The organism is Methylobacterium sp. WL64 (assembly GCF_008039945.1).
In the GTDB taxonomy this organism is placed as follows: domain Bacteria; phylum Pseudomonadota; class Alphaproteobacteria; order Rhizobiales; family Beijerinckiaceae; genus Methylobacterium.
The window spans coordinates 1-18,443 of sequence record NZ_VRVA01000012.1 but is presented as its reverse complement, the minus strand read 5'-3'; the positions used below and the strand labels follow the sequence as shown (position 1 = coordinate 18,443).

The 18,443-nt window shown below is 69.7% G+C and carries 16 protein-coding genes; 11 read left to right on the top strand and 5 right to left on the bottom strand.

The window, feature by feature from the left end; genetic code table 11:
• Positions 1-215 precede the first annotated feature (215 nt).
• Complete coding sequence (locus tag FV242_RS08715) at positions 216-674, top strand: nuclear transport factor 2 family protein (RefSeq protein WP_147938653.1); 459 nt, start codon at positions 216-218, stop codon at positions 672-674.
• A gap of 19 nt (positions 675-693) precedes the next feature.
• On the opposite strand, the gene ppk2 is transcribed toward FV242_RS08715, so the two are convergent.
• Together ppk2 and tpiA are read right to left on the bottom strand one after the other, a co-directional pair.
• Positions 694-1,605, bottom strand: a complete 912-nt coding sequence (gene ppk2 / locus FV242_RS08710) for a polyphosphate kinase 2 (protein WP_187278366.1) — start codon at positions 1,603-1,605, stop codon at positions 694-696.
• Between the two features lie 113 nt (positions 1,606-1,718).
• Positions 1,719-2,480 carry a triose-phosphate isomerase gene (tpiA, locus tag FV242_RS08705; protein ID WP_147938652.1) on the bottom strand — a complete coding sequence of 254 codons (762 nt, stop codon included), beginning with the start codon at positions 2,478-2,480 and terminating at the stop codon, positions 1,719-1,721.
• Between the two features lie 196 nt (positions 2,481-2,676).
• Here tpiA and FV242_RS08700 point away from each other — a divergent pair, with 196 nt between their 5' ends.
• The 7 genes from FV242_RS08700 (at position 2,677) to glp (ending at position 10,495) form a co-directional block, all read left to right on the top strand.
• Positions 2,677-4,578 (top strand): peptidylprolyl isomerase, encoded by a 1,902-nt coding sequence (locus FV242_RS08700; RefSeq protein ID WP_147905836.1) that lies wholly within the window; start codon positions 2,677-2,679, stop codon positions 4,576-4,578.
• A gap of 5 nt (positions 4,579-4,583) precedes the next feature.
• A complete protein-coding gene (gene trpE / locus FV242_RS08695) occupies positions 4,584-6,104 on the top strand; it encodes an anthranilate synthase component I (protein ID WP_147938651.1) in 1,521 nt (506 codons plus the stop codon).
• Positions 6,105-6,167: 63 nt separating this feature from the next.
• Positions 6,168-6,782 carry an aminodeoxychorismate/anthranilate synthase component II gene (locus FV242_RS08690; RefSeq protein WP_147938650.1) on the top strand — a complete coding sequence of 205 codons (615 nt, stop codon included), beginning with the start codon at positions 6,168-6,170 and terminating at the stop codon, positions 6,780-6,782.
• A 35-nt stretch (positions 6,783-6,817) separates the two neighbouring features.
• A complete protein-coding gene (gene trpD, locus FV242_RS08685) occupies positions 6,818-7,855 on the top strand; it encodes an anthranilate phosphoribosyltransferase (RefSeq protein WP_147938649.1) in 1,038 nt (345 codons plus the stop codon).
• On the top strand, positions 7,852-8,772 hold the full coding sequence (trpC, locus tag FV242_RS08680) for an indole-3-glycerol phosphate synthase TrpC (RefSeq protein WP_147938648.1): 921 nt from the start codon (positions 7,852-7,854) through the stop codon (positions 8,770-8,772). The genes trpD and trpC overlap by 4 nt, the downstream gene beginning before the upstream one ends.
• Positions 8,773-8,774: 2 nt before the next feature.
• A complete protein-coding gene (gene moaC / locus FV242_RS08675; protein WP_147938701.1) occupies positions 8,775-9,266 on the top strand; it encodes a cyclic pyranopterin monophosphate synthase MoaC in 492 nt (163 codons plus the stop codon).
• Positions 9,263-10,495: a gephyrin-like molybdotransferase Glp gene (gene glp, locus FV242_RS08670; protein ID WP_147938647.1), complete on the top strand. Its 1,233-nt coding sequence runs from the start codon at positions 9,263-9,265 to the stop codon at positions 10,493-10,495. Before moaC ends, glp begins: the two co-directional genes overlap by 4 nt.
• Before the next feature lie 4 nt (positions 10,496-10,499).
• Here the strand turns inward: glp and FV242_RS08665 are convergent, their stop codons facing one another.
• Complete coding sequence (locus FV242_RS08665; protein ID WP_147938646.1) at positions 10,500-12,272, bottom strand: hypothetical protein; 1,773 nt, start codon at positions 12,270-12,272, stop codon at positions 10,500-10,502.
• A 163-nt stretch (positions 12,273-12,435) separates the two neighbouring features.
• On the opposite strand from FV242_RS08665, the gene FV242_RS08660 reads away from it, so the two are divergent.
• From FV242_RS08660 to FV242_RS08650, 3 genes are all read left to right on the top strand, one after another.
• A complete protein-coding gene (locus FV242_RS08660) occupies positions 12,436-13,938 on the top strand; it encodes an NAD(P)/FAD-dependent oxidoreductase (RefSeq protein ID WP_147938645.1) in 1,503 nt (500 codons plus the stop codon).
• A gap of 113 nt (positions 13,939-14,051) precedes the next feature.
• Positions 14,052-15,335 (top strand): sorbosone dehydrogenase family protein, encoded by a 1,284-nt coding sequence (locus tag FV242_RS08655; protein ID WP_147938644.1) that lies wholly within the window; start codon positions 14,052-14,054, stop codon positions 15,333-15,335.
• A gap of 136 nt (positions 15,336-15,471) precedes the next feature.
• Positions 15,472-15,789: a cytochrome c gene (locus FV242_RS08650; protein WP_147938643.1), complete on the top strand. Its 318-nt coding sequence runs from the start codon at positions 15,472-15,474 to the stop codon at positions 15,787-15,789.
• 361 nt (positions 15,790-16,150) lie between these two features.
• Here FV242_RS08650 and lepA read toward each other — a convergent pair whose 3' ends face one another.
• Both lepA and FV242_RS08635 read right to left on the bottom strand, forming a co-directional pair.
• A complete protein-coding gene (gene lepA / locus FV242_RS08640; protein ID WP_147938642.1) occupies positions 16,151-17,953 on the bottom strand; it encodes a translation elongation factor 4 in 1,803 nt (600 codons plus the stop codon).
• A gap of 220 nt (positions 17,954-18,173) precedes the next feature.
• Positions 18,174-18,443, bottom strand: a 270-nt coding sequence (locus FV242_RS08635; protein ID WP_246692644.1) for a hypothetical protein, incomplete at its 5' end; no start/stop codon positions are given.

Genomic DNA, 18,443 nt, shown 5'->3' with positions numbered 1-18,443 from the left:
CAAGCACTCGAAGTGCCAGGCATTCGAGGTGTCAGGCATTCGACTTGGCGCGCCGGTCGCAAATCTGCGTCGGCCATACACCACTCGCTGGCCGCCGCCAACTTGACGATCGGCCCCCGGTTGTTCCCGGTCGGCCTCGCGTCCGGGGTCGGACCGTGTTCTGACGGGCGGGAAGGCGGCTCATCGAACGCGCCGCCCCGCCCGGGAGCCTCGCCATGACCATCTCACGCCGTTCGGCGCTCGCCGCCGCGTTCGCCGCGCCGATCCTGATCCACGCGCCGCCGGGGTTCGCCGCCGGAACGGAAGCCTCCGCCCAGACCGCCGAGGTCGAGGCGGCGGTGGATGCCTTGACCAAGGCCCTGCTCGCGGCGGACGGCACCGCCCTCGATGCCCTCACCCTCGATGGCTTGAGCTACGGCCATTCGAGCGGCGTTGTGCAGGACAAGGCGGCCTTCGTCGGCGCGCTGACCAGCGGCGCCTCGCGCTTCCCCAGCATCACGCTGTCGGACCGCTCGGCCTCGGTGATCGGGGAGGACGCGATCGTCCGGCACGTCTTCACCGGCGAAACCGTCTCGGGTGGCAAGACCTCGCCGGTCCATATCGGGGTGCTGCAGGTCTGGCACCGGGACGGCGGCCGCTGGCGCCTGATGGCCCGCCAGGCGTTCAAGCTCTGACGCGCGACCAGTTCGCCGCTCAGTAGCGCGACGGGACGAGCATCTCCGGCGGGGTCGGCGTGCGGATGTAATCCGCGTGGCGAACCCGCTCGGGCAGGTGAACCGGCGGATGCTCGACGTCCTGGTAGGGGATCTGTTCGAGCAGGTGGCTGATGCAGTTGAGGCGGGCGCGCTTCTTGTCCACAGCCTCGATGACCCACCAGGGCGCCTCGGGGATGTGGGTGCGGGTCAGCATGTCTTCCTTGGCGCGGGTGTAGTCCTCCCAACGCCGGCGGGATTCGACATCCATCGGCGACAGCTTCCACTGCTTCAACGGGTCGGCGATGCGCATGTGGAAGCGCAGGGCCTGCTCCTCGTCGGTGATCGAGAACCAGTATTTCAGCAGCACGATGCCGGAGCGCACCAGCATGCGCTCGAACTCGGGCACCGAGCGGAAGAACTCCTCGACGTCGGCATCGGAGCAGAAGCCCATGACGCGCTCGACGCCGGCGCGGTTGTACCAGGAGCGGTCGAACAGAACGATCTCGCCGCCGGCCGGCAGGTGGCTGACGTAGCGCTGGAAGTACCATTGCGTGCGCTCGCGCTCGCTCGGCGCCGGCAGCGCCGCGACCCGGCAGACGCGCGGGTTGAGGCGCTGGGTGATCCGCTTGATCACGCCGCCCTTGCCGGCCGAATCGCGCCCCTCGAACAGGACCACGACGCGTAGCTTGCTGTGCTGGACCCAGTCCTGCAGGCGGACCAGTTCATGTTGGAGGCGCAGCAGCTCCCGGAAATAGAAGCGGCGGTCGCTGCCGGAGCCGGTCCCGCCCTCGAGGCTGTCGAGGCGGTCGTCCTCGAGCCCGAGCTCCATCTCCTCGTCGTAGCTGTCCAGGATCTCGCGGCGGATCATGTCCACCATCGAGGGGTCGGCGCGGTCGTGGTCGATGGTCATGGCAGGCTTCGCGATCGGGTGTCGTCACGCCCCACAAAGCAGGATCGTGTGACAGTCCCGAGACCCTGACGAAGGCTTTGCCCGAGACTCCCGCCCGAGACCCCGCCCGCGCCTCAGGCGTAGGCGCCGCAGATCCCCAGGAAGTCCTCGGCCACGAGGCTCGCGCCGCCCACTAGGGCGCCGTCGACGTTCTCCACCGCCATCAGCTCGCGGGCGTTGCTGGGCTTCACGGAGCCGCCGTAAAGGATGCGGATCCGGTGCGCCTCGTCGCCGACGAGCTTGTCCAGCATCTCCCGCAGAGACGCGTGGACCTCGGCGATGTCGCGGGGCGTCGGGGTCCGGCCGGAGCCGATCGCCCAGACCGGCTCGTAGGCGATCACAGTGTCGGCCGCGGTGGCGCCCTTGGGCAAGCCGATGGCCAGCTGTGCGCGCACGATATCGAGGGCGCGCCCTTGCTCGCGCTCCTCGATGGTCTCGCCGACGCAGATGATGCCGCTCAAGCCGGCGCGGCGGGCGCCGAGCGCCTTGGCGTGGACGCCGTCATCCGTCTCGTGATGGTAGGCCCGGCGCTCGGAATGGCCGACGATCACGTATTTCGCGCCGAGGTCCGCCAGCATCTCCGCCGAGATCGATCCCGTGAAGGCGCCGCTCGGCCGGGCGTGCAGGTTCTGGCCGCCGATGACGATCGGCGAGCCGGCGGCCGCGGCCACGCAGGAGCCGATCAGCGTCGCGGGCGGGCAGATCAGCACCTCGACGCGGGATGCCAGGTCCGGCGTGAGACCGTCCCGGATCGCCTCGACCACTTTGATCGATGCCCGGGTCCCGTTCATCTTCCAGTTGCCGGCGACCAGCGGTTTCCGCCCCGTCTGCGACATCCCTAGCCCTCACCTCGTCCCCGCGCCGCCACGGTATTCCGGGGTCGGCGGGGCCTACCAGAGCGAGCTTGGGCGCGCAAACCGTCCGAATGGGTGAGCCTTTGCCTGTGGGCGCGAATGGTCTATCGCGGTCGGCTTTCAGGGATGGCACCGGCCCGGCGACGGGTCGACGGCCGAAGGTATCCGATCACAGATCATGCTTCAGGGCATCCGCAACGCCAGCCAGCATTGGCTTGGCAAGATCGTCTTGACGATCATCTTCACCCTGCTGATCGCGGGCGTCGGGATCTTCGGCGTGGAGGAATTCTTCCGCGGCGGCTCCAGCAGCAACGTCGCGACGGTGGGCAGCACGCCGATCACCGCCGAGCAGGTGCGCCAGGCCTACCAGAACCAGCTGCAGCGCTATCAGACGCAGCTGAAGCGTGCGCTCACCCCGGACCAGGCGCGGATGCTCGGCCTCGACCGGCAGGTAATGTCGCAGCTGATCACCGAGGCGGCCCTCGACCAAAAGACGCACGATCTCGGTCTCGGGGTGCCGGACGCCTCGGTGATCCGGGCGATCCACGACGAGAAGAGCTTCCAGAACGCCCAGGGCCAGTTCGAGCCGCAGCTGTTCTACCAGACCCTCCAGCGGGCGGGCCTGAACGAGGGCCTGTTCGTGCGCGAGCAGCGCTCCGTGATCGCGCGGCTGCAGCTCGCCGAGGCCGTGTCGTCCGATCTGCACGTGCCGGCGGCGATGCGCGAGGCGGTCCACCGCTACACCACCGAGCGCCGCTCTGCGGCCTACCTGATGCTGACCCCGTCCGTTGCCGGAGAGATCCCGGCCCCGACCGAGGACGCATTGAAGGCCTGGTACGAGGCCAACAAGTCCGGTTTCCGGGCGCCGGAATTCCGGACCGCGACCCTGCTGGTGGTCGATCCCGAGGCGATGGCCAAGCCGGAGGCGATCACCGATGCGGACGCCAAGGCCGCATACGAGCTGAACAAGGGCCGCTACGGCAGCCCGGAGAAGCGCACGATCCAGCAGGTCGTGTTTCCGGATGCCACCGCGGCCGAGACCGCCCGCAAGGCGATCGAGGACGGCTCGAAGACCTTCGAGGCCGTGGCCGAGGAACGCAGCACCGGCGGCACCGACCTGACGCTCGGCACGCTGACCAAGGCCGAATTGTTCGACAAGGTGGTGGCGGATGCCGCCTTCGCGCTGCCCGAGGGCGGCGTGAGCCAGCCGGTCCAGGGCCGCTTCGGCACCGTGCTGCTGCGGGTGACCAAGATCGAGCCCGGCACGGTCAAGCCGTTCGCCGAGGTCGAGGGCGAGATCCGCAAGGGCCTGGCGCTCAGCCGTGCCCGGGACGCCATGGAGACGACCCGCGACGCCATCGAGGACCAGCGCGCCAGCGCCAAGCCGCTCGCCGACATCGCCGCCGAGCGCGGGCTGAAGCTCGTGACCGTCAAGGCGGTGGATCCCCAGGGCAAGGGCCCGGACGGCCAGCGCGTCGCCGACATCCCCGACCCGGACACCACCCTGCCGGCCCTGTTCCGGGCCGAGATCGGCGGCGACAACGAGCCGCTGCGCACCAAGTCCGGCGGCTACGTCTGGTACGACGTAACCGGCATCGACGCCGCGCACGACAAGCCGCTGGACGAGGTCCGGGACGGCGTGAAGGCCGGCTGGACCACCGCCGAGATCGCCAAGCGGCTCCAGGCCAAGGGCCGGGAGCTGGCGGAGAAGCTCAACGGCGGCGCGACCATCGAGGCGGTCGCCCAGGAGGTCGGCGTCAACACGCAGGAGGCGCAGGACCTTGCCCGCAACCAGGCCAAGGACATGCTAACCGCCGACGACGTGAACCTGATCTTCGCCACCCCGGTCGGCAAGGCTGGCACCGCGGCCGCGGGTGATTCGCGCGCCGTGTTCAAGGTTACGGCGGCGACGATGCCGGCCTTCGTAGCCAACACCCAGGGCGACAAGGCGATCACCAAGAACTTCCAGGCCGCGCTCGCCGACGACGTGCTGTCCCAGTATATTTCCGAGGTCCAGAAGAACGCGGGCGTTAAGATCGACCAGGCGGCCCTGCGCCGGGCCATCGGCGGAGAGTATTGAGGGCCATGGCCGAGGCGCCTGACTACGCGGCCTTCGCCGGACGCTACGAGGCCGGGCAGCCGAGCCTCGTCGAACTCAGCTTGGTCGCCGACCTCGAGACGCCGGTGGCGGCGTTCCTGAAGCTGCGCGCCCGGCATGCCGGCCCGGCATTCCTGCTCGAATCGGTGGAGGGCGGCGCGGTGCGCGGCCGCTACTCGATGATCGGTCTCGATCCGGACCTGATCTGGCGCTGTCGCGATGGCGCCCCCGCGATCGCCCGCGGCGCCGATCTCGACGCCTTCGCGCCGGACGACCGGAATCCGCTCGCCAGCCTGCGGGCACTGATCGCCGAGAGCGCAATCGCTCAGTCCGATGCGCAGGATCTGCCCCCGATGGCGGCCGGCCTGTTCGGCTATCTCGGCTACGACATGGTCCGCGCCATGGAGCGGCTGCCCGAGCCGAACCCGGATCCCCTCGGCGTGCCGGACGCGATCCTGATGCGCCCGCGCGTCATGGTGGTGTTCGATTCGATCCGCGATCAGATCACCGTCATCTCGCCGGTGCGGCCTTCGCCCGGCGTCACCGCCCGCGCCGCCTACGAGGCTGCGCTCGCGTGCCTCGACCGGGTGGCGGAGGCCCTCGAAGGCCCGCTGCCGGTGGATGCGCGGGTGGACCTCTCGACGGTGGCGCATCCTGAGCCGGTCTCGAACACCTCCCCCGAGGCCTTCGCCGGCATGGTCGCGAAGGCGAAGGAGTACATCGTCGCCGGCGACGTGTTCCAGGTGGTGCTGTCCCAGCGCTTCTCGGCGCCGTTCACGCTGCCCGCCTACAGCCTGTACCGGTCGCTGCGGCGGACCAACCCGGCGCCGTTCCTCTGCTACCTCGACTTCGAGGCCTTCCAGATCGTCTGCTCGTCGCCGGAGATCCTGGTGCGCGTGCGCGACGGGACCGTCACGGTCCGGCCGATCGCCGGCACGCGCCGCCGCGGCGCGACCCCGGCCGAGGATGCGGCGCTCGCCGCCGAATTGCTGGCCGATCCGAAGGAATGCGCCGAGCACCTGATGCTGCTCGATCTCGGCCGCAACGATGCCGGCCGGGTCTCGAAGATCGGCACCGTGCGGGTCACCGATTCGTTCTTCATCGAGCGCTACAGCCAGGTCATGCACATCGTGTCGAACGTCGAGGGCGACCTCGATCCGCGCCACGATCCGCTCGACGCCCTCGCGGCCGGCTTCCCGGCCGGCACGGTCTCTGGCGCCCCGAAGGTGCGGGCCATGGAAATCATCGACGAGCTGGAGCACGAGAAGCGCGGGCCCTACGCCGGCTGCATCGGCTATTTCGGCGCGCGCGGCGAGATGGATACCTGCATCGTCCTGCGTACGGCGATCGTGAAGGACGGGCGCATGCACGTCCAGGCCGGCGCCGGCATCGTCTACGATTCCGATCCGGCCTCCGAGCAGCAGGAATGCGTCAACAAGGCCAAGGCGCTGTTCCGGGCCGCCGAGGAGGCGGTTCGGTTCGCCGCCCAAGCCAAGCGCGGGCAGTAGAGCGAGGTTGACCCTGCGGGCGAGAGGGCTCACATCGCGAAAATGCCCGAGCGTGCCGCCGCGATGTCCAACGTCCTCGTCATCGACAACTACGATTCCTTCACCTGGAATCTCGTTCACCTGATCGGCCCGCTCTGCGGCGCCGTCGCGGTCGCCCGCAACGATACGATCACCGTCGCCGACATCCGCGCCCAGGCGCCGGACGCGATCGTGCTCTCACCCGGCCCATGTACGCCGAACGAGGCGGGCATCTGCCTCGATGTCGTCCGAGACCTCTCTCACGAGATCCCGATCTTCGGCGTCTGCCTCGGGCTCCAGGCGATCGGCCAGGCCTTCGGCGGCGACGTGATCCGGGCGCCGCTACCGCTGCACGGCAAGGTCTCGACCATCCGGCATGGCGCCAGCGGCCTGTTCCGGGGCCTGAACGACAGCTTCGAGGCGACCCGCTACCATTCCCTGATCGTGGACCGGGCCAGCTGCCCGGACACGTTGCGGGTCACGGCCGAGGCCGACGGCCTGATCATGGGGCTGGAGCACGCCGAGCGGCCGCTCCACGGGGTGCAGTTCCACCCCGAGAGCATCCGGTCGCAGCACGGCACGGAGATCGTGAAGAACTTCCTGGATCTGGCCGCCGCCTGGAACGCGGCGCGTGACAGGACCCGCGCCGACGTGCATTGACGCCGGACGGCCGGGGCGGCCTTCCGACAGAGCGCATGGACAGCTTCAGACCCCATCTCGCCAAGGTCGCCGGGGGCCTGGCCCTCGACCGTGCCGAGGCGCGCGCGGCCTTCGACGACCTGTTGTCGGGCGAGGTCACGCCCGTGCAGGCCGGCGCGTTCCTGGCCGCCCTGAAGGTGCGCGGCGAGACCGTCGAGGAGATCGTCGGCGCCGCCGAGGCGATGCGCGCCCGCATGACCCGGATCGATGCGCCCGCAGGCGCCGTCGACGTGGTCGGCACCGGCGGCGATCATTCCGGCAGCGTGAACGTCTCGACGCTCGCCGCCATCCTGGTCGCCGCCTGCGGCGTGCCGGTGGCCAAGCACGGGAACCGCGCCGCGACCTCGCGCTCGGGCGCCGCCGACGTGTTGGCGGCTTTGGGCGTCAGGCTTGGGCTCGATGCCGAGGGTCAGGCCCGGTGCCTCGCCGAGGCCAACCTGTGCTTCCTATTCGCCCAGGCCCATCACGGCGCCATGCGCCACGTGGCGGCGGTGCGCTCCGAGCTGCCGGTGCGGACGATCTTCAACCTGCTGGGACCGCTCTGTAATCCGGCGGGCGTCGCCTACCAGCTGTTCGGCGTCGCGCAGGAGGCGCTGGCCGAGCCGCTGACGAAGGTGCTCGCCGAACTCGGCAGCCGCCGGGTCTGGACCGTCCACGGCTCCGACGGACTGGACGAGATCACCGTCACCGGGCCGACCCGCGTGGTCGCCCTCGAGGAGGGCCGGTTGTCCCGGTTCACCATCGATCCGCGGGACCTCGGCCTCCCATTGCGGGCACCGGAAGAGCTGCGCGGCGGCGATCCTGCCGACAACGCCCGGGCGCTCGAAGCCGTCCTGGCCGGCGCACGCAACGCCTACCGGGACATCGCCGTTCTCAATGCAGGCGCGGCCCTCGTCGTCGCGGGGGCGGCGTCGACCCTGGCGGACGGGCTCGCGCGGACGCAGGATGCCGTCGATTCCGGGGCGGCGCGGGACACCCTCGCCCGCTTGGTCCGGGCCTCGAACGATCGCTCGAACGGGGAGGAGTGCCGATGAGCACGCTCACGCAGGAATCGGTGACCCATGAGGGTTCTGCCGAGGCGCCGAACGAGCGGCCCAACGTGCTGGCCCGGATCGAGGCCTACAAGCGCCGCGAGATCGCCGAGGCGAAGCTGCGGGTGCCGCTGGCCAAGCTCGAGCGCCGCGCCGCCCAGGCCGTGCCGGTGCGCGGGTTCGCGGCGGCGATCCGGAGCCATCTCGATGCCGGGCGCCCGGCCCTGATCGCGGAGGTGAAGAAGGCCTCCCCGTCGAAGGGCCTGATCCGCGAGGATTTCGCGCCCGCGACGCTGGCGGCGGCCTACGAGGCCGGCGGTGCCACCTGCCTGTCGGTGCTCACCGACGAGCCGTCATTCCAGGGGCGTCCGGAATACCTCACCGAGGCGCGGGCGGCCTGCGGGCTCCCGGTCCTGCGCAAGGACTTTTTGTTCGAGCCCTACCAGGTCTACGAGGCCCGGGCCTGGGGTGCCGATTGCATCCTCGCCATCATGGCTTGCCTGGACGACGACGAGGCGCAGGCCCTGGTCGCCACCGCGCACGAGCTCGGCATGGACGTGCTGGTCGAGGTCCACGACGAGGCCGAGTTGAACCGCGCGGTGCCGCTCGGCACGGCCCTGATCGGGATCAACAACCGCAACCTCAAGACCTTCGAGGTCTCGTTCGAGACCGCGATCCGCCTCGCCCCGGGCATCCCGGCGGACCGGATCGCCGTGGCCGAGAGCGGCATCGGCGGCCACGCCGACGTCAGGCGGCTCCGGGAGCACGGCCTGGGCGTGGTGCTGGTCGGCGAGAGCCTGATGCGGCAGGCGGACGTCACGCGTGCGACCCAAGAATTGCTGTTCGGCGAGGGCGACGGGCCGGAGCCGGACGCCAAGGCCGGCAAGACCAAGAAGCAAGACGACAAGAAGAAGGGGTGAGCATGGAACCGGGTTCGACGCTCACCCATCTCGACACCAGCGGCGCGGCCAACATGGTCGACGTCACCGACAAGCCCGCCACCGACCGCACCGCCCGGGCCGAGGGCAGCGTGGTGATGCAGCCCGAGACCCTGGCGCTGATTCGCGAGGGCGACGCCAAGAAGGGCGACGTGGTCGGCACCGCGCGGCTCGCCGGGATCATGGCCGCCAAGCGGACCCACGAGCTGATCCCGCTCTGCCATCCGCTGCTGCTGTCGAAGGTGCGGGTCGAGTGCGAGCTGGACGACGCGCTGCCGGGCCTGCGCATCGCCGCCGAGGTGCGGGTCCAGGGCCCGACCGGGGTCGAGATGGAGGCGCTGACCGCGGTCTCCGTGGCCTGCCTGACGGTCTACGACATGGTGAAGGCGGTGGATCGCGGCATGCGGATCGAGGGCATCCGCCTCATCGCCAAGGATGGCGGCCGCTCCGGTGCCTACCGGGCGCCCGACGCATGAGCACTGGGCTGATCCCGGTCGCCGAAGCGCTGGCACGGGTGCTCGCAAGCATCCCCGCGCCGGTCGAGGCAGAAACGATTCCGCTGGCCCGGGCCGCAGGGCGCACGTTGGCGGCTGATGTCGCCGCCTCCCGAACGCAGCCGCCGTTCCCGGCCTCCGCCATGGACGGCTACGCGGTCCGCTTCGCCGATGCGTCCGTGGTTGGTGCCAGCCTGAGATTGATCGGGACCAGCGCGGCCGGTCACGGCTTCTCGGGGCGCATCGGCCCCGGCGAGGCGGTGCGGATCTTCACCGGCGCTCCCGTGCCGGAGGGCGCCGACGGGATCCTGATCCAGGAGGACGCGCAGGCCGAGGGCGACATCGTTCGGGTGATGGAGGCGGTCGAAAGAGACCGCTTTATCCGCCGGGCCGGCCTGGACTTCACCGCCGGCGAGACCCTGTTGGTCGCCGGCATGACCCTCGACGCGCGGCGCCTGGCGTTGGCCGCGGCGGCCGGCCAGCCTGAACTCTCGGTCCGCCGCCGGCCGCGCGTGGCGATCCTCGCGACCGGCGACGAGCTTGTGGAACCCGGCGCCGTGCCGGCTTGGGACCAGATCGTCGCCTCGAACAGCCTCGCGCTCGCCGCCCTCTCCGCCGAGGCTGGCGCCGAGATCATCGACCTCGGTATCGCCGCCGACGATCACGGGGCCCTGGAAGATGCGTTCCGCCGCGCCCGCGAGGTCCGGGCCGACCTCTTGGTGACGCTCGGCGGCGCATCCGTCGGCGACCACGACCTGGTCCAGGCCGCGCTCGCCCGGGAGGGGCTGGAACTCGGCTTCTGGCGTGTGGCGCTCCGGCCCGGGAAGCCGCTGATGCACGGGCGACTGGGCGACATGCTGGTGATCGGCCTGCCCGGGAATCCGGTGTCGTCGATCGTCTGCGGACTGCTGTTCGTCGTGCCGGCAATCCGAGCCCTGCAGGGCGACCCGCAGGCGGGCGCCGACCGGAGCGAACCGGCCACGCTCGCCCGCGACCTGCCGGCCAACGATGGCCGCGCCGACTATATGCGCGCCACCCTCGCGCTCGAACCCGGCTGCCTGCCGGTGGCGGATCCGGAGAAGCGCCAGGATTCCTCCATGCTGGCCGTGCTCGGCCGCGCCGAGGCGCTGCTGATCCGCGCGCCGCACGAGAAGGCCGCGACGGCCGGCGATCCCTGCCGGATCATCCGGCTCGATCGCCGGTTGCTCTGACCGCCTAGCGAATAACCCGCCAGACCTTGAGGGGACCTGGCAGCGCGATGGGCTCCAGCCGGTCGGACTGAGCCTCCCCGCGGGCGAGCCGGGTCGCGAAGGCCGGCTCGGCCTGGAGGTCGTCGGCCGGACGAGCCGGGCAGGTTACCACGTAGCGGACCCGGAAGGCGTCGAGCACCCGGTTGAGATCCGCCTCGGTGCCGCCGAGGCCCTCGATCGCGGCGGTCAGGCCCGGAATCGCCCGGTGATAGGGCGCGGCCACAATGGTGTGCGGCGTGCGCAGCAGGATCGACGGCCCGAGGGCGATCGGCGCCAGCACGGTCCCGGCCGGGAGTGCCGCCAGGGGACGCACGGCGGCATCTCCCAGGCAGGCGAAGGCGGCGGCTAGATCGGGTCCCGTCCGGGCTTCGGCGCCGAGCCATCCGGCCAGCGCCGCGGGCGCCATCCAGAGGGTGCTGATGAGGCTGGCGCCGAGCGCGGCGGCCGCCCCGCGGCGGGGGTCGGCCCGGACGGCCAGCGTCAGAGCCCGGTCGATCACCGGCCCCGCCACCAGCGGCACGAAGCCGGAGGCGATGTAGAGCCCGCGGAACTGAAAGATCCCGAGGATCAGCCCGGGCCAGAGGAACAGGGCGGCGACCGACCAGGCGCGCCGCTGTGATCCGCGCCACGCCATCAAACTCGCGGCCAGGGTTGCGAGGAGAACGACCGGGTAGAAGACCAGCATCTCCCAGCGCCCCTGGGCCACGGATTTCCGCACCGACGCCATCTCGTTGACGGTGAGCAGCCAATGCTCCCGCACCAGCGGCGTCATCCCGGGGAACGGCCCGTCGAGGCAGACCGGAAAGGCGAGGGCGAACCCGCCGATCAGAGCGATGCCGGAGGCGATTGCCAGGGCGAGCCGCGCGCGGCCCGTCGTGCGAGACCGGTCCAGGACGAACGCTGCGGCGCCGAAGCCGAGGCCGCCGGTCGCCAGCCACAGCCAGGGCGGGGAGAGGGCGTCGCAGCGCGTCGCGGTCCAGAGGCCAGGGGCCGTCTGCGCGGCGAACAGGGGCGGCGCCGCCACGCCGAGGCCGAGCCCGAATCCGGCGAGGCAGGGGAGGGCGGCGCGGCCGCGCCGGCACCAGTCGCCGGCGAGGTACAGGGCGCCGAGGGCGAGATAGGGCAGGCCTTCGAGGCCCACCGCCAGCGACAGGGCCGCCAACCCGCCGCCAACGAGTCCGGCGCGGAAGCCGCCGCGGATCACGCAGAACGCGAGACCCAGGATCGCAAGGATCTGGACGTTGTGGTGATCGACCCGGCCCGCCTGAAACTGGATCGCGATCCCGAAGGTCTGGGTCGCCGCGAGCACCGCCAGGATCGCCGCCCGGCCCCCGAAATGCGCGTTCACGCCCCGGTGCAGCAGGGTGCAGAACAGCCCGAACAGCAGCATCGGCCAGATCGCCGCCGCCAGACCTGTGGCGAGGTCCGGCCCGGCCAGGGGCGTCAACGCCCGGATCAGGCCCGCGATCGGAGCGTCCACCAGGCGCGACCAATGGCTCGCCACGCCGTCCGGCGCCAGGAACCGGTACTGGGTGTTGTCGTACCAGCCCTGGCCGGCCAGCATGTCGCGCACTTCGACAAGCCGCATCGCGTCGTCGGTGTCGGGCACGCGCAGGTGCCGGATCGTGTCCCACACGTCTTGCGGCGCGTTCAGCGTCGCGAGCGACAGGGCGACGAGCAGCCACAAGAACGTGCGCGGATCGATCCGTGCCGGCGAGGCGGCGGCCGCGGGCGACATCGGTTCGGGTCCCCGGATGCGCCGAAAGCGAGCGCCGGAGCCATGCTGCGCGCCCGGGCTTAATGGCGGGTCAATCAACCGTGAGGCGGTTCCTTAACCATCCCGCCGCACTCTCCGCGCGAGCCGGTCCGCGATCCGGCCGGGACGGCAGCCGGAGCAGGGGATGAGCCACCACACCGAGACGCTGGTGATCGGCGCGGGGCCGGCGGGCCTCACGGCCGCTTACCTGCTGTCGAAGCAGGGGCGGTCGGTCACCGTGCTGGAGCGGGATCCGGCGCAGGTCGGCGGCATCTCCCGCACGGTCTCGCATAACGGCTACCTGTTCGATATCGGCGGACACCGGTTCTTCTCGAAATCCAAGGCGGTGGTCGATCTCTGGGACGAGATCCTGCCCAACGACTTCATCGAGCGGCCACGGCTGTCCCGGATCTACTATCGCGGCCGGTACTACGCCTATCCGCTCAAGGCGTTCGAAGCGCTGCGCAACCTCGGCCTATTCACGAGCGCGGCTTGCGTAGCCTCCTACCTGTACGCCCGCATGCGGCCGGTGCGCGACCCCAAGAACTTCCACGCCTGGGTCCGCAACCAGTTCGGCGAGCGCCTGTTCTCGATCTTCTTCAAGACCTACACCGAGAAGGTGTGGGGCATGTCGTGCGACGCGATCTCGGCCGATTGGGCGGCCCAGCGCATCAAGGGCCTCGACCTCGGCGCGGCGATCCGCGACGGCATCAAGCGCTCGCTCGGCCTGCGCAAGGCGCCCAAGGCCGGCGGCCCGGTGATCAAGACGCTGATCGAGTCGTTCCGCTATCCCCGCCGCGGACCCGGTATGATGTGGGAGGCCGCCGCCGCCAAGATCCAGGCGCAGGGCGGGCGCGTGCTCCTCGACCGCGGCGTCGATGCGCTCTCCTACGATGCCGGCACCGGCATCTGGACGGTCGCGGCCCGCAGCGCCGACGGCAGCCGCGAGACCTTCACGGCCCGGCACGTGATCTCGTCGGCTCCGGTGCGCGAACTGGTCGATGCGATCCGCCCGCGTCCGCTCAGCACCTTCAACGCGCGGTCGCTCAAGTACCGCGACTTCCTGACCGTGGCGCTCATCGCCAAGTCGCAACAGAATTTTCCGGACAACTGGATCTACATCCACGATCCGTCCGTGCAGGTCGGCCGGGTGCAGAACTTCCGCTCCTGGTCGCCCGAGATGGTGCCGGACGACGATCACACCTGCCTTGGCCTCGAGTATTTCTGCTTCGAGGGCGACGGGCTCTGGACCGCCTCGGACGAGGAGCTTGTGGCGCTCGCCAAGCGCGAGATCAGCCAGATCGGGCTTATCGATCCGGCCGACGTGGTCGATGCCTGCGTGGTCCGCCAGCCCAAGGCGTATCCGGTCTACGACGCGGATTATGCCGGACACGTCGTCACCGTGCGGCGCGAGCTGGAGCGGGACTTCCCGACCCTGCACCTCGTCGGCCGCAACGGCATGCACAAGTACAACAACCAGGACCACGCGATGATGACCGCGATGCTGACCGTGGAGAACATCCTCTGCGGGCGGCGCCGGCACGATGTCTGGCAGGTCAACGAGGATGCGGAATACACCGAATCCGGCGTATCCGGCGCGCAGGCGGCTTTGGGCAGCGAGCGTCTCGTCCCCCGCAAGGTCGCCTGACACGCGACAGCTGCGGGCGCGCGTCACCGGCGCAACTTGCCCGCCCGCAGGCGTCGTCTATGTCCGATTCGGAACCGTCCGAACCCAAGGGCGGCCGGGAGGATTTTAAAACGATGCGATCGCTGTTCATCGCTGCGCTCTGGGCGGGCGTCGCCCTGCCCGCCCTCGTGGCTCCGGCCCTCGCACAGGGTGCGGCGCCGGCCGAGACCAAGGCCAAGGCCGACGACCTGGAGAAGCTGCAGAACCTCCGCAGCACCGACACCCAGGCCGCCCCCGAGATCCCGCAGACCGGCCGCCGCGCCGATGCGATCCGCAAGACGCTCACCAAGATCAAGCTGCCCGACGGCTTCAAGATCGATCTCTACGCCGTGGTGCCGGATGCCCGCGCCATCGCGGTCGGCCCCAATGCCGGCGTGCTGTTCGTCGGCACCCGCAAGACCAAGGTCTACACGGTCACCGACCGCGACAAGGACCGGGTCGCCGACGAGGTCCGGGCCTTCGCGCCGGGCATCGCGTTCAAGATCCCCAACGGCGTCTGCTTCTCGAAGGACGGCGTGCTCACCATCGTGGAGCAGAATCGGGTGCTCGCCTTCCCGGCCGCCGAGTTCTTCTACGAGAATCCGGACGTCGCCGCCGGCATCCTGGTGAAGGAAGGCGCGCTGATCCCGGCCGGGGAAGAGAGCTTCAATCACACCGCCCGGGTCTGCCGGGTGGGTGCGGACGGCAAGACCTACATTGCGCTCGGCCAGCCCTACAACGTGCCGCCGGCCGAGAAGATGGACCTGTACCGGAAGGCCGGCATCGGCGGCATCATCCGCATCGACGCCGACGGCAAGAACCGCGAGGTTTTTGCGACCGGCATCCGCAATTCGGTGGGCATGGATTTCGCCGCCGACAAGTCGCTCTGGTTCACCGACAACCAGGTCGATGGCATGGGCGACGACAAGCCGCCGGGTGAATTGAACCACGCCACCAAGGCGGGCGAGAATTTCGGCTTCCCCTGGTACGGCGGCGGCGCAATCCGCACGGTCGAGTATAAGGACCAGACCCCGCCCGCCGACGCGGTCGCCCCGGTCACCGAATTGCCGCCCCACGCGGCCGATCTCGGCATGGCCTTCTACAACGGCAAGCAGTTCCCGGCCTCGTACAAGGGCGGGATCTTCATCGCCGAGCACGGTTCCTGGAACCGCACCGAGCCGGTGGGCGCCCGGGTGATGTTCGCCCCCATGGGCGCGGACGGGAAGCTCGGCGCGGTCAAGCCGTTCGCGGAAGGCTGGCTGACCGGCGACGGCGAGTATCTCGGCCGCCCGGTGGACGTGGCGGTGATGCTCGACGGCTCGCTGCTGGTCTCGGACGATTCCGCCGGGGCGATCTACCGGATCTCCTACGAGAAGTAGCTTTTTGGGACTTGGCGCCTCGCTCCGTGCGAGGCGCCACCGCCGCAAACAGGCGCAGTCCCCCTCTCCCGCACGGGAGAGGGGGACTGCGCCTGTTCCGTTGACCATTCGTGAAACCGCCTACCGAGCCCAGCCGATGATCCGCCCGCTTCTCCTTCTCGCCGCTCTGCTCGTCCCGCTCTCGGCCCAGGCTGGCGACGCGGCCCTCGGGCGCAAGAAGGCCAGCGCCTGCCAGACCTGCCACGGTATGGACGGGCTCTCGAAGCTGCCGGAGGCGCCGAACCTCGCCGGCCAGGTCGAGCCCTACCTGGTGAAGGCTCTCGGCGAGTACCGCGACGGCAAGCGGCAGAACGAGATCATGAACGTGGTCGCCAAGGAACTGTCGGATGCCGACATCGCGAATCTGGCGGCGTATTACGCGGGCATCCAGATCGACGTGCTGCCGCCGGGGTAGGAGCTTCTCCGGCGCTCCACACCGTCATTGCTTCGTAGTGCTCGCGACGACGGAAGGGACCGTTCGGATTCGATAACTGCACCGGGTCCACCGAGTGACGATTTCGAGCCACGGAGATCCTCCAACCCTCCCCCTCATCCTGAGGTGCTGCGTAGCAGCCTCGAAGGAGCCCTCCAGGGATCGCGCGGCTGGCTGGAGGGCTCCTTCGAGGCCTCCGCTGCGCTCCGGCACCTCAGGATGAGGAAAAGGATGGGATAGCCGGTCGAACAGGCTCGCGATCAAAGACAGACCGATAAGGCCAGACGCTGAACCGATCCGCACCGCCCACCCTAGGTTGAGTGCGCGTCACGAAATCAGCACCTCAATCGTCCATCTTCAGCGCCGCGATGAACGCCTCCTGCGGGATCTCCACGCGCCCGAACTGGCGCATCTTCTTCTTGCCTTCCTTCTGCTTGTCCAACAGCTTGCGCTTGCGCGAGATGTCGCCGCCGTAGCACTTGGCGGTGACGTCCTTGGACAGGGCCTTGATCGTCTCGCGGGCGATGATCTTGCCGCCGATCGCCGCCTGGACCGGGATCTGGAACAGGTGGCGGGGGATCAGGTCCTTCAGCTTCTCGCACATGGCCCGGCCGCGCGATTCGGCGCGGGTGCGGTGGACCAGCATCGAGAGGGCGTCCACCGGCTCGGCGTTGACCAGCAGCGACATCTTCACGAGGTCACCCTCGCGGTAGTCGGAGACGTGGTAGTCGAACGAAGCGTAGCCCTTCGAGATCGATTTCAGCCGGTCGTAGAAATCGAACACCACCTCGTTCAGCGGCAGGTCGTAGACCACCATGGCGCGCTTGCCGACGTAGTTCAGGTCGATCTGGACGCCGCGGCGGTCCTGGCAGAGCTTGAGCACGCCGCCTAGATACTCGTCCGGCGTCAGGATCGTGGCGCGGATCCAGGGCTCCTCGATCAGCTCGATCTTCATCACGTCCGGCATGTCGGCCGGGTTGTGCAGCTCTTTGAGCGTGCCGTCGCGCATCTTCAGGCGGTAGACCACCGAGGGCGCGGTGGAGATCAGGTCGAGGTTGAACTCGCGCTCCAGCCGCTCCTGGATGATCTCCAGGTGCAGCAGGCCGAGGAAGCCGCAGCGGAAGCCGAAGCCCAGCGCGGCCGAACTCTCCATCTCGTAGGAGAAGGACGCGTCGTTGAGCCGGAGCCGGCCCATGGCCGCGCGCAGGTTCTCGAACTCGGCGGCGTCCACCGGGAACAGGCCGCAGAACACGACCGCCTGGACTTCCTTGAAGCCCGGCAGCATCGAGGTGGTCTGGCGCTTGTCCTCGGTCAGCGTGTCGCCGACGCGGGTGTCGGCGACCTCCTTGATCGAGCCGGTGAAGAAGCCGACCTCGCCCGGGCCGAGCTCGCCGATCTCGGCCATCTTCGGACGGAACACGCCGATCCGGTCGACGCCGTGGACGGCGTCCGCGCCCATCATCCGGATGGTCATGCCCTTCTTGAGCACACCGTCGATGATGCGCACCAGCACGACGACGCCGAGATAGGCGTCGTACCAGCTGTCCACCAGCAGGGCCTTGAGCGGCGCGCTCCGGTCGCCCTTGGGCGGCGGCAGGCGGGTCACGATCGCCTCCAGCACCGCCTCGATGTTCAGCCCGGTCTTGGCCGAGATCGGCACCGCGTTCGAGGCGTCGAGGCCGATCACCTCCTCGATCTGCTCCTTGACCCGCTCCGGCTCGGCGGCCGGCAGATCGACCTTGTTGAGGACCGGCACGATCTCGTGGTTGGCGTCGAGCGCCTGGTAGACGTTGGCCAGCGTCTGCGCTTCGACGCCCTGGGAGGCATCCACCACCAGCAGCGAGCCCTCGCAGGCGGCCAGCGAGCGCGACACCTCGTAGGCGAAGTCCACGTGGCCGGGCGTGTCCATCAGGTTGAGGATGTAATCCTTGCCGTCCTCGGCCCGGTATTCCAGGCGCACGGTCTGCGCCTTGATGGTGATGCCGCGCTCCTTCTCGATATCCATCGAGTCGAGCATCTGCTCGCTCATGTCGCGCAACGCCACGGTGCCGGTGGCCTGGATCAGCCGGTCCGCCAGGGTCGATTTGCCGTGGTCGATATGCGCGACGATCGAGAAGTTGCGGATGTTGTCGATCGGGGTTGTCATCGGCATTCCGTTCGGGCGCGCGACGGCGCGCACCGTCTGACGTCTGGGCGTGTTCGGATGGGTCGGCTCACGCGCGAGATAGCAGTGCCGCGCAGACGCGCCAAGCGCGGGAGCCGACCCGCTGCGACCGGGGGGGCCAGAACGACGAAGCGGGAGCCAGTACGAACCGACCCCCGCCCGTCGGCAGTGCTCCGCCGATGCCAGCGGCTATGACGAGCGTTCAGCGGCCGCGGTCGCGGATCAGGCGCTCGATCTCGGCCTCGCCGTGGGTCCGGGCCTTCGACTCGGTCGGGTGCTTCCGGTCCGAGCGCTGGTGCAGCTTGCCGTGCTTGCGGATGCTCCACTGGAACATCGCGCCGCTTTCGCCGACCGGCTGCACATCGAGGCTGAAGGGATAGGTGTCTGTCTGGATCTCGCTCATCGCGCGGATATGGTGCACCGGGCGGCACTTCGCCATGCCCCGGGGTGATCTCCCGCCCCCGATGTCCCC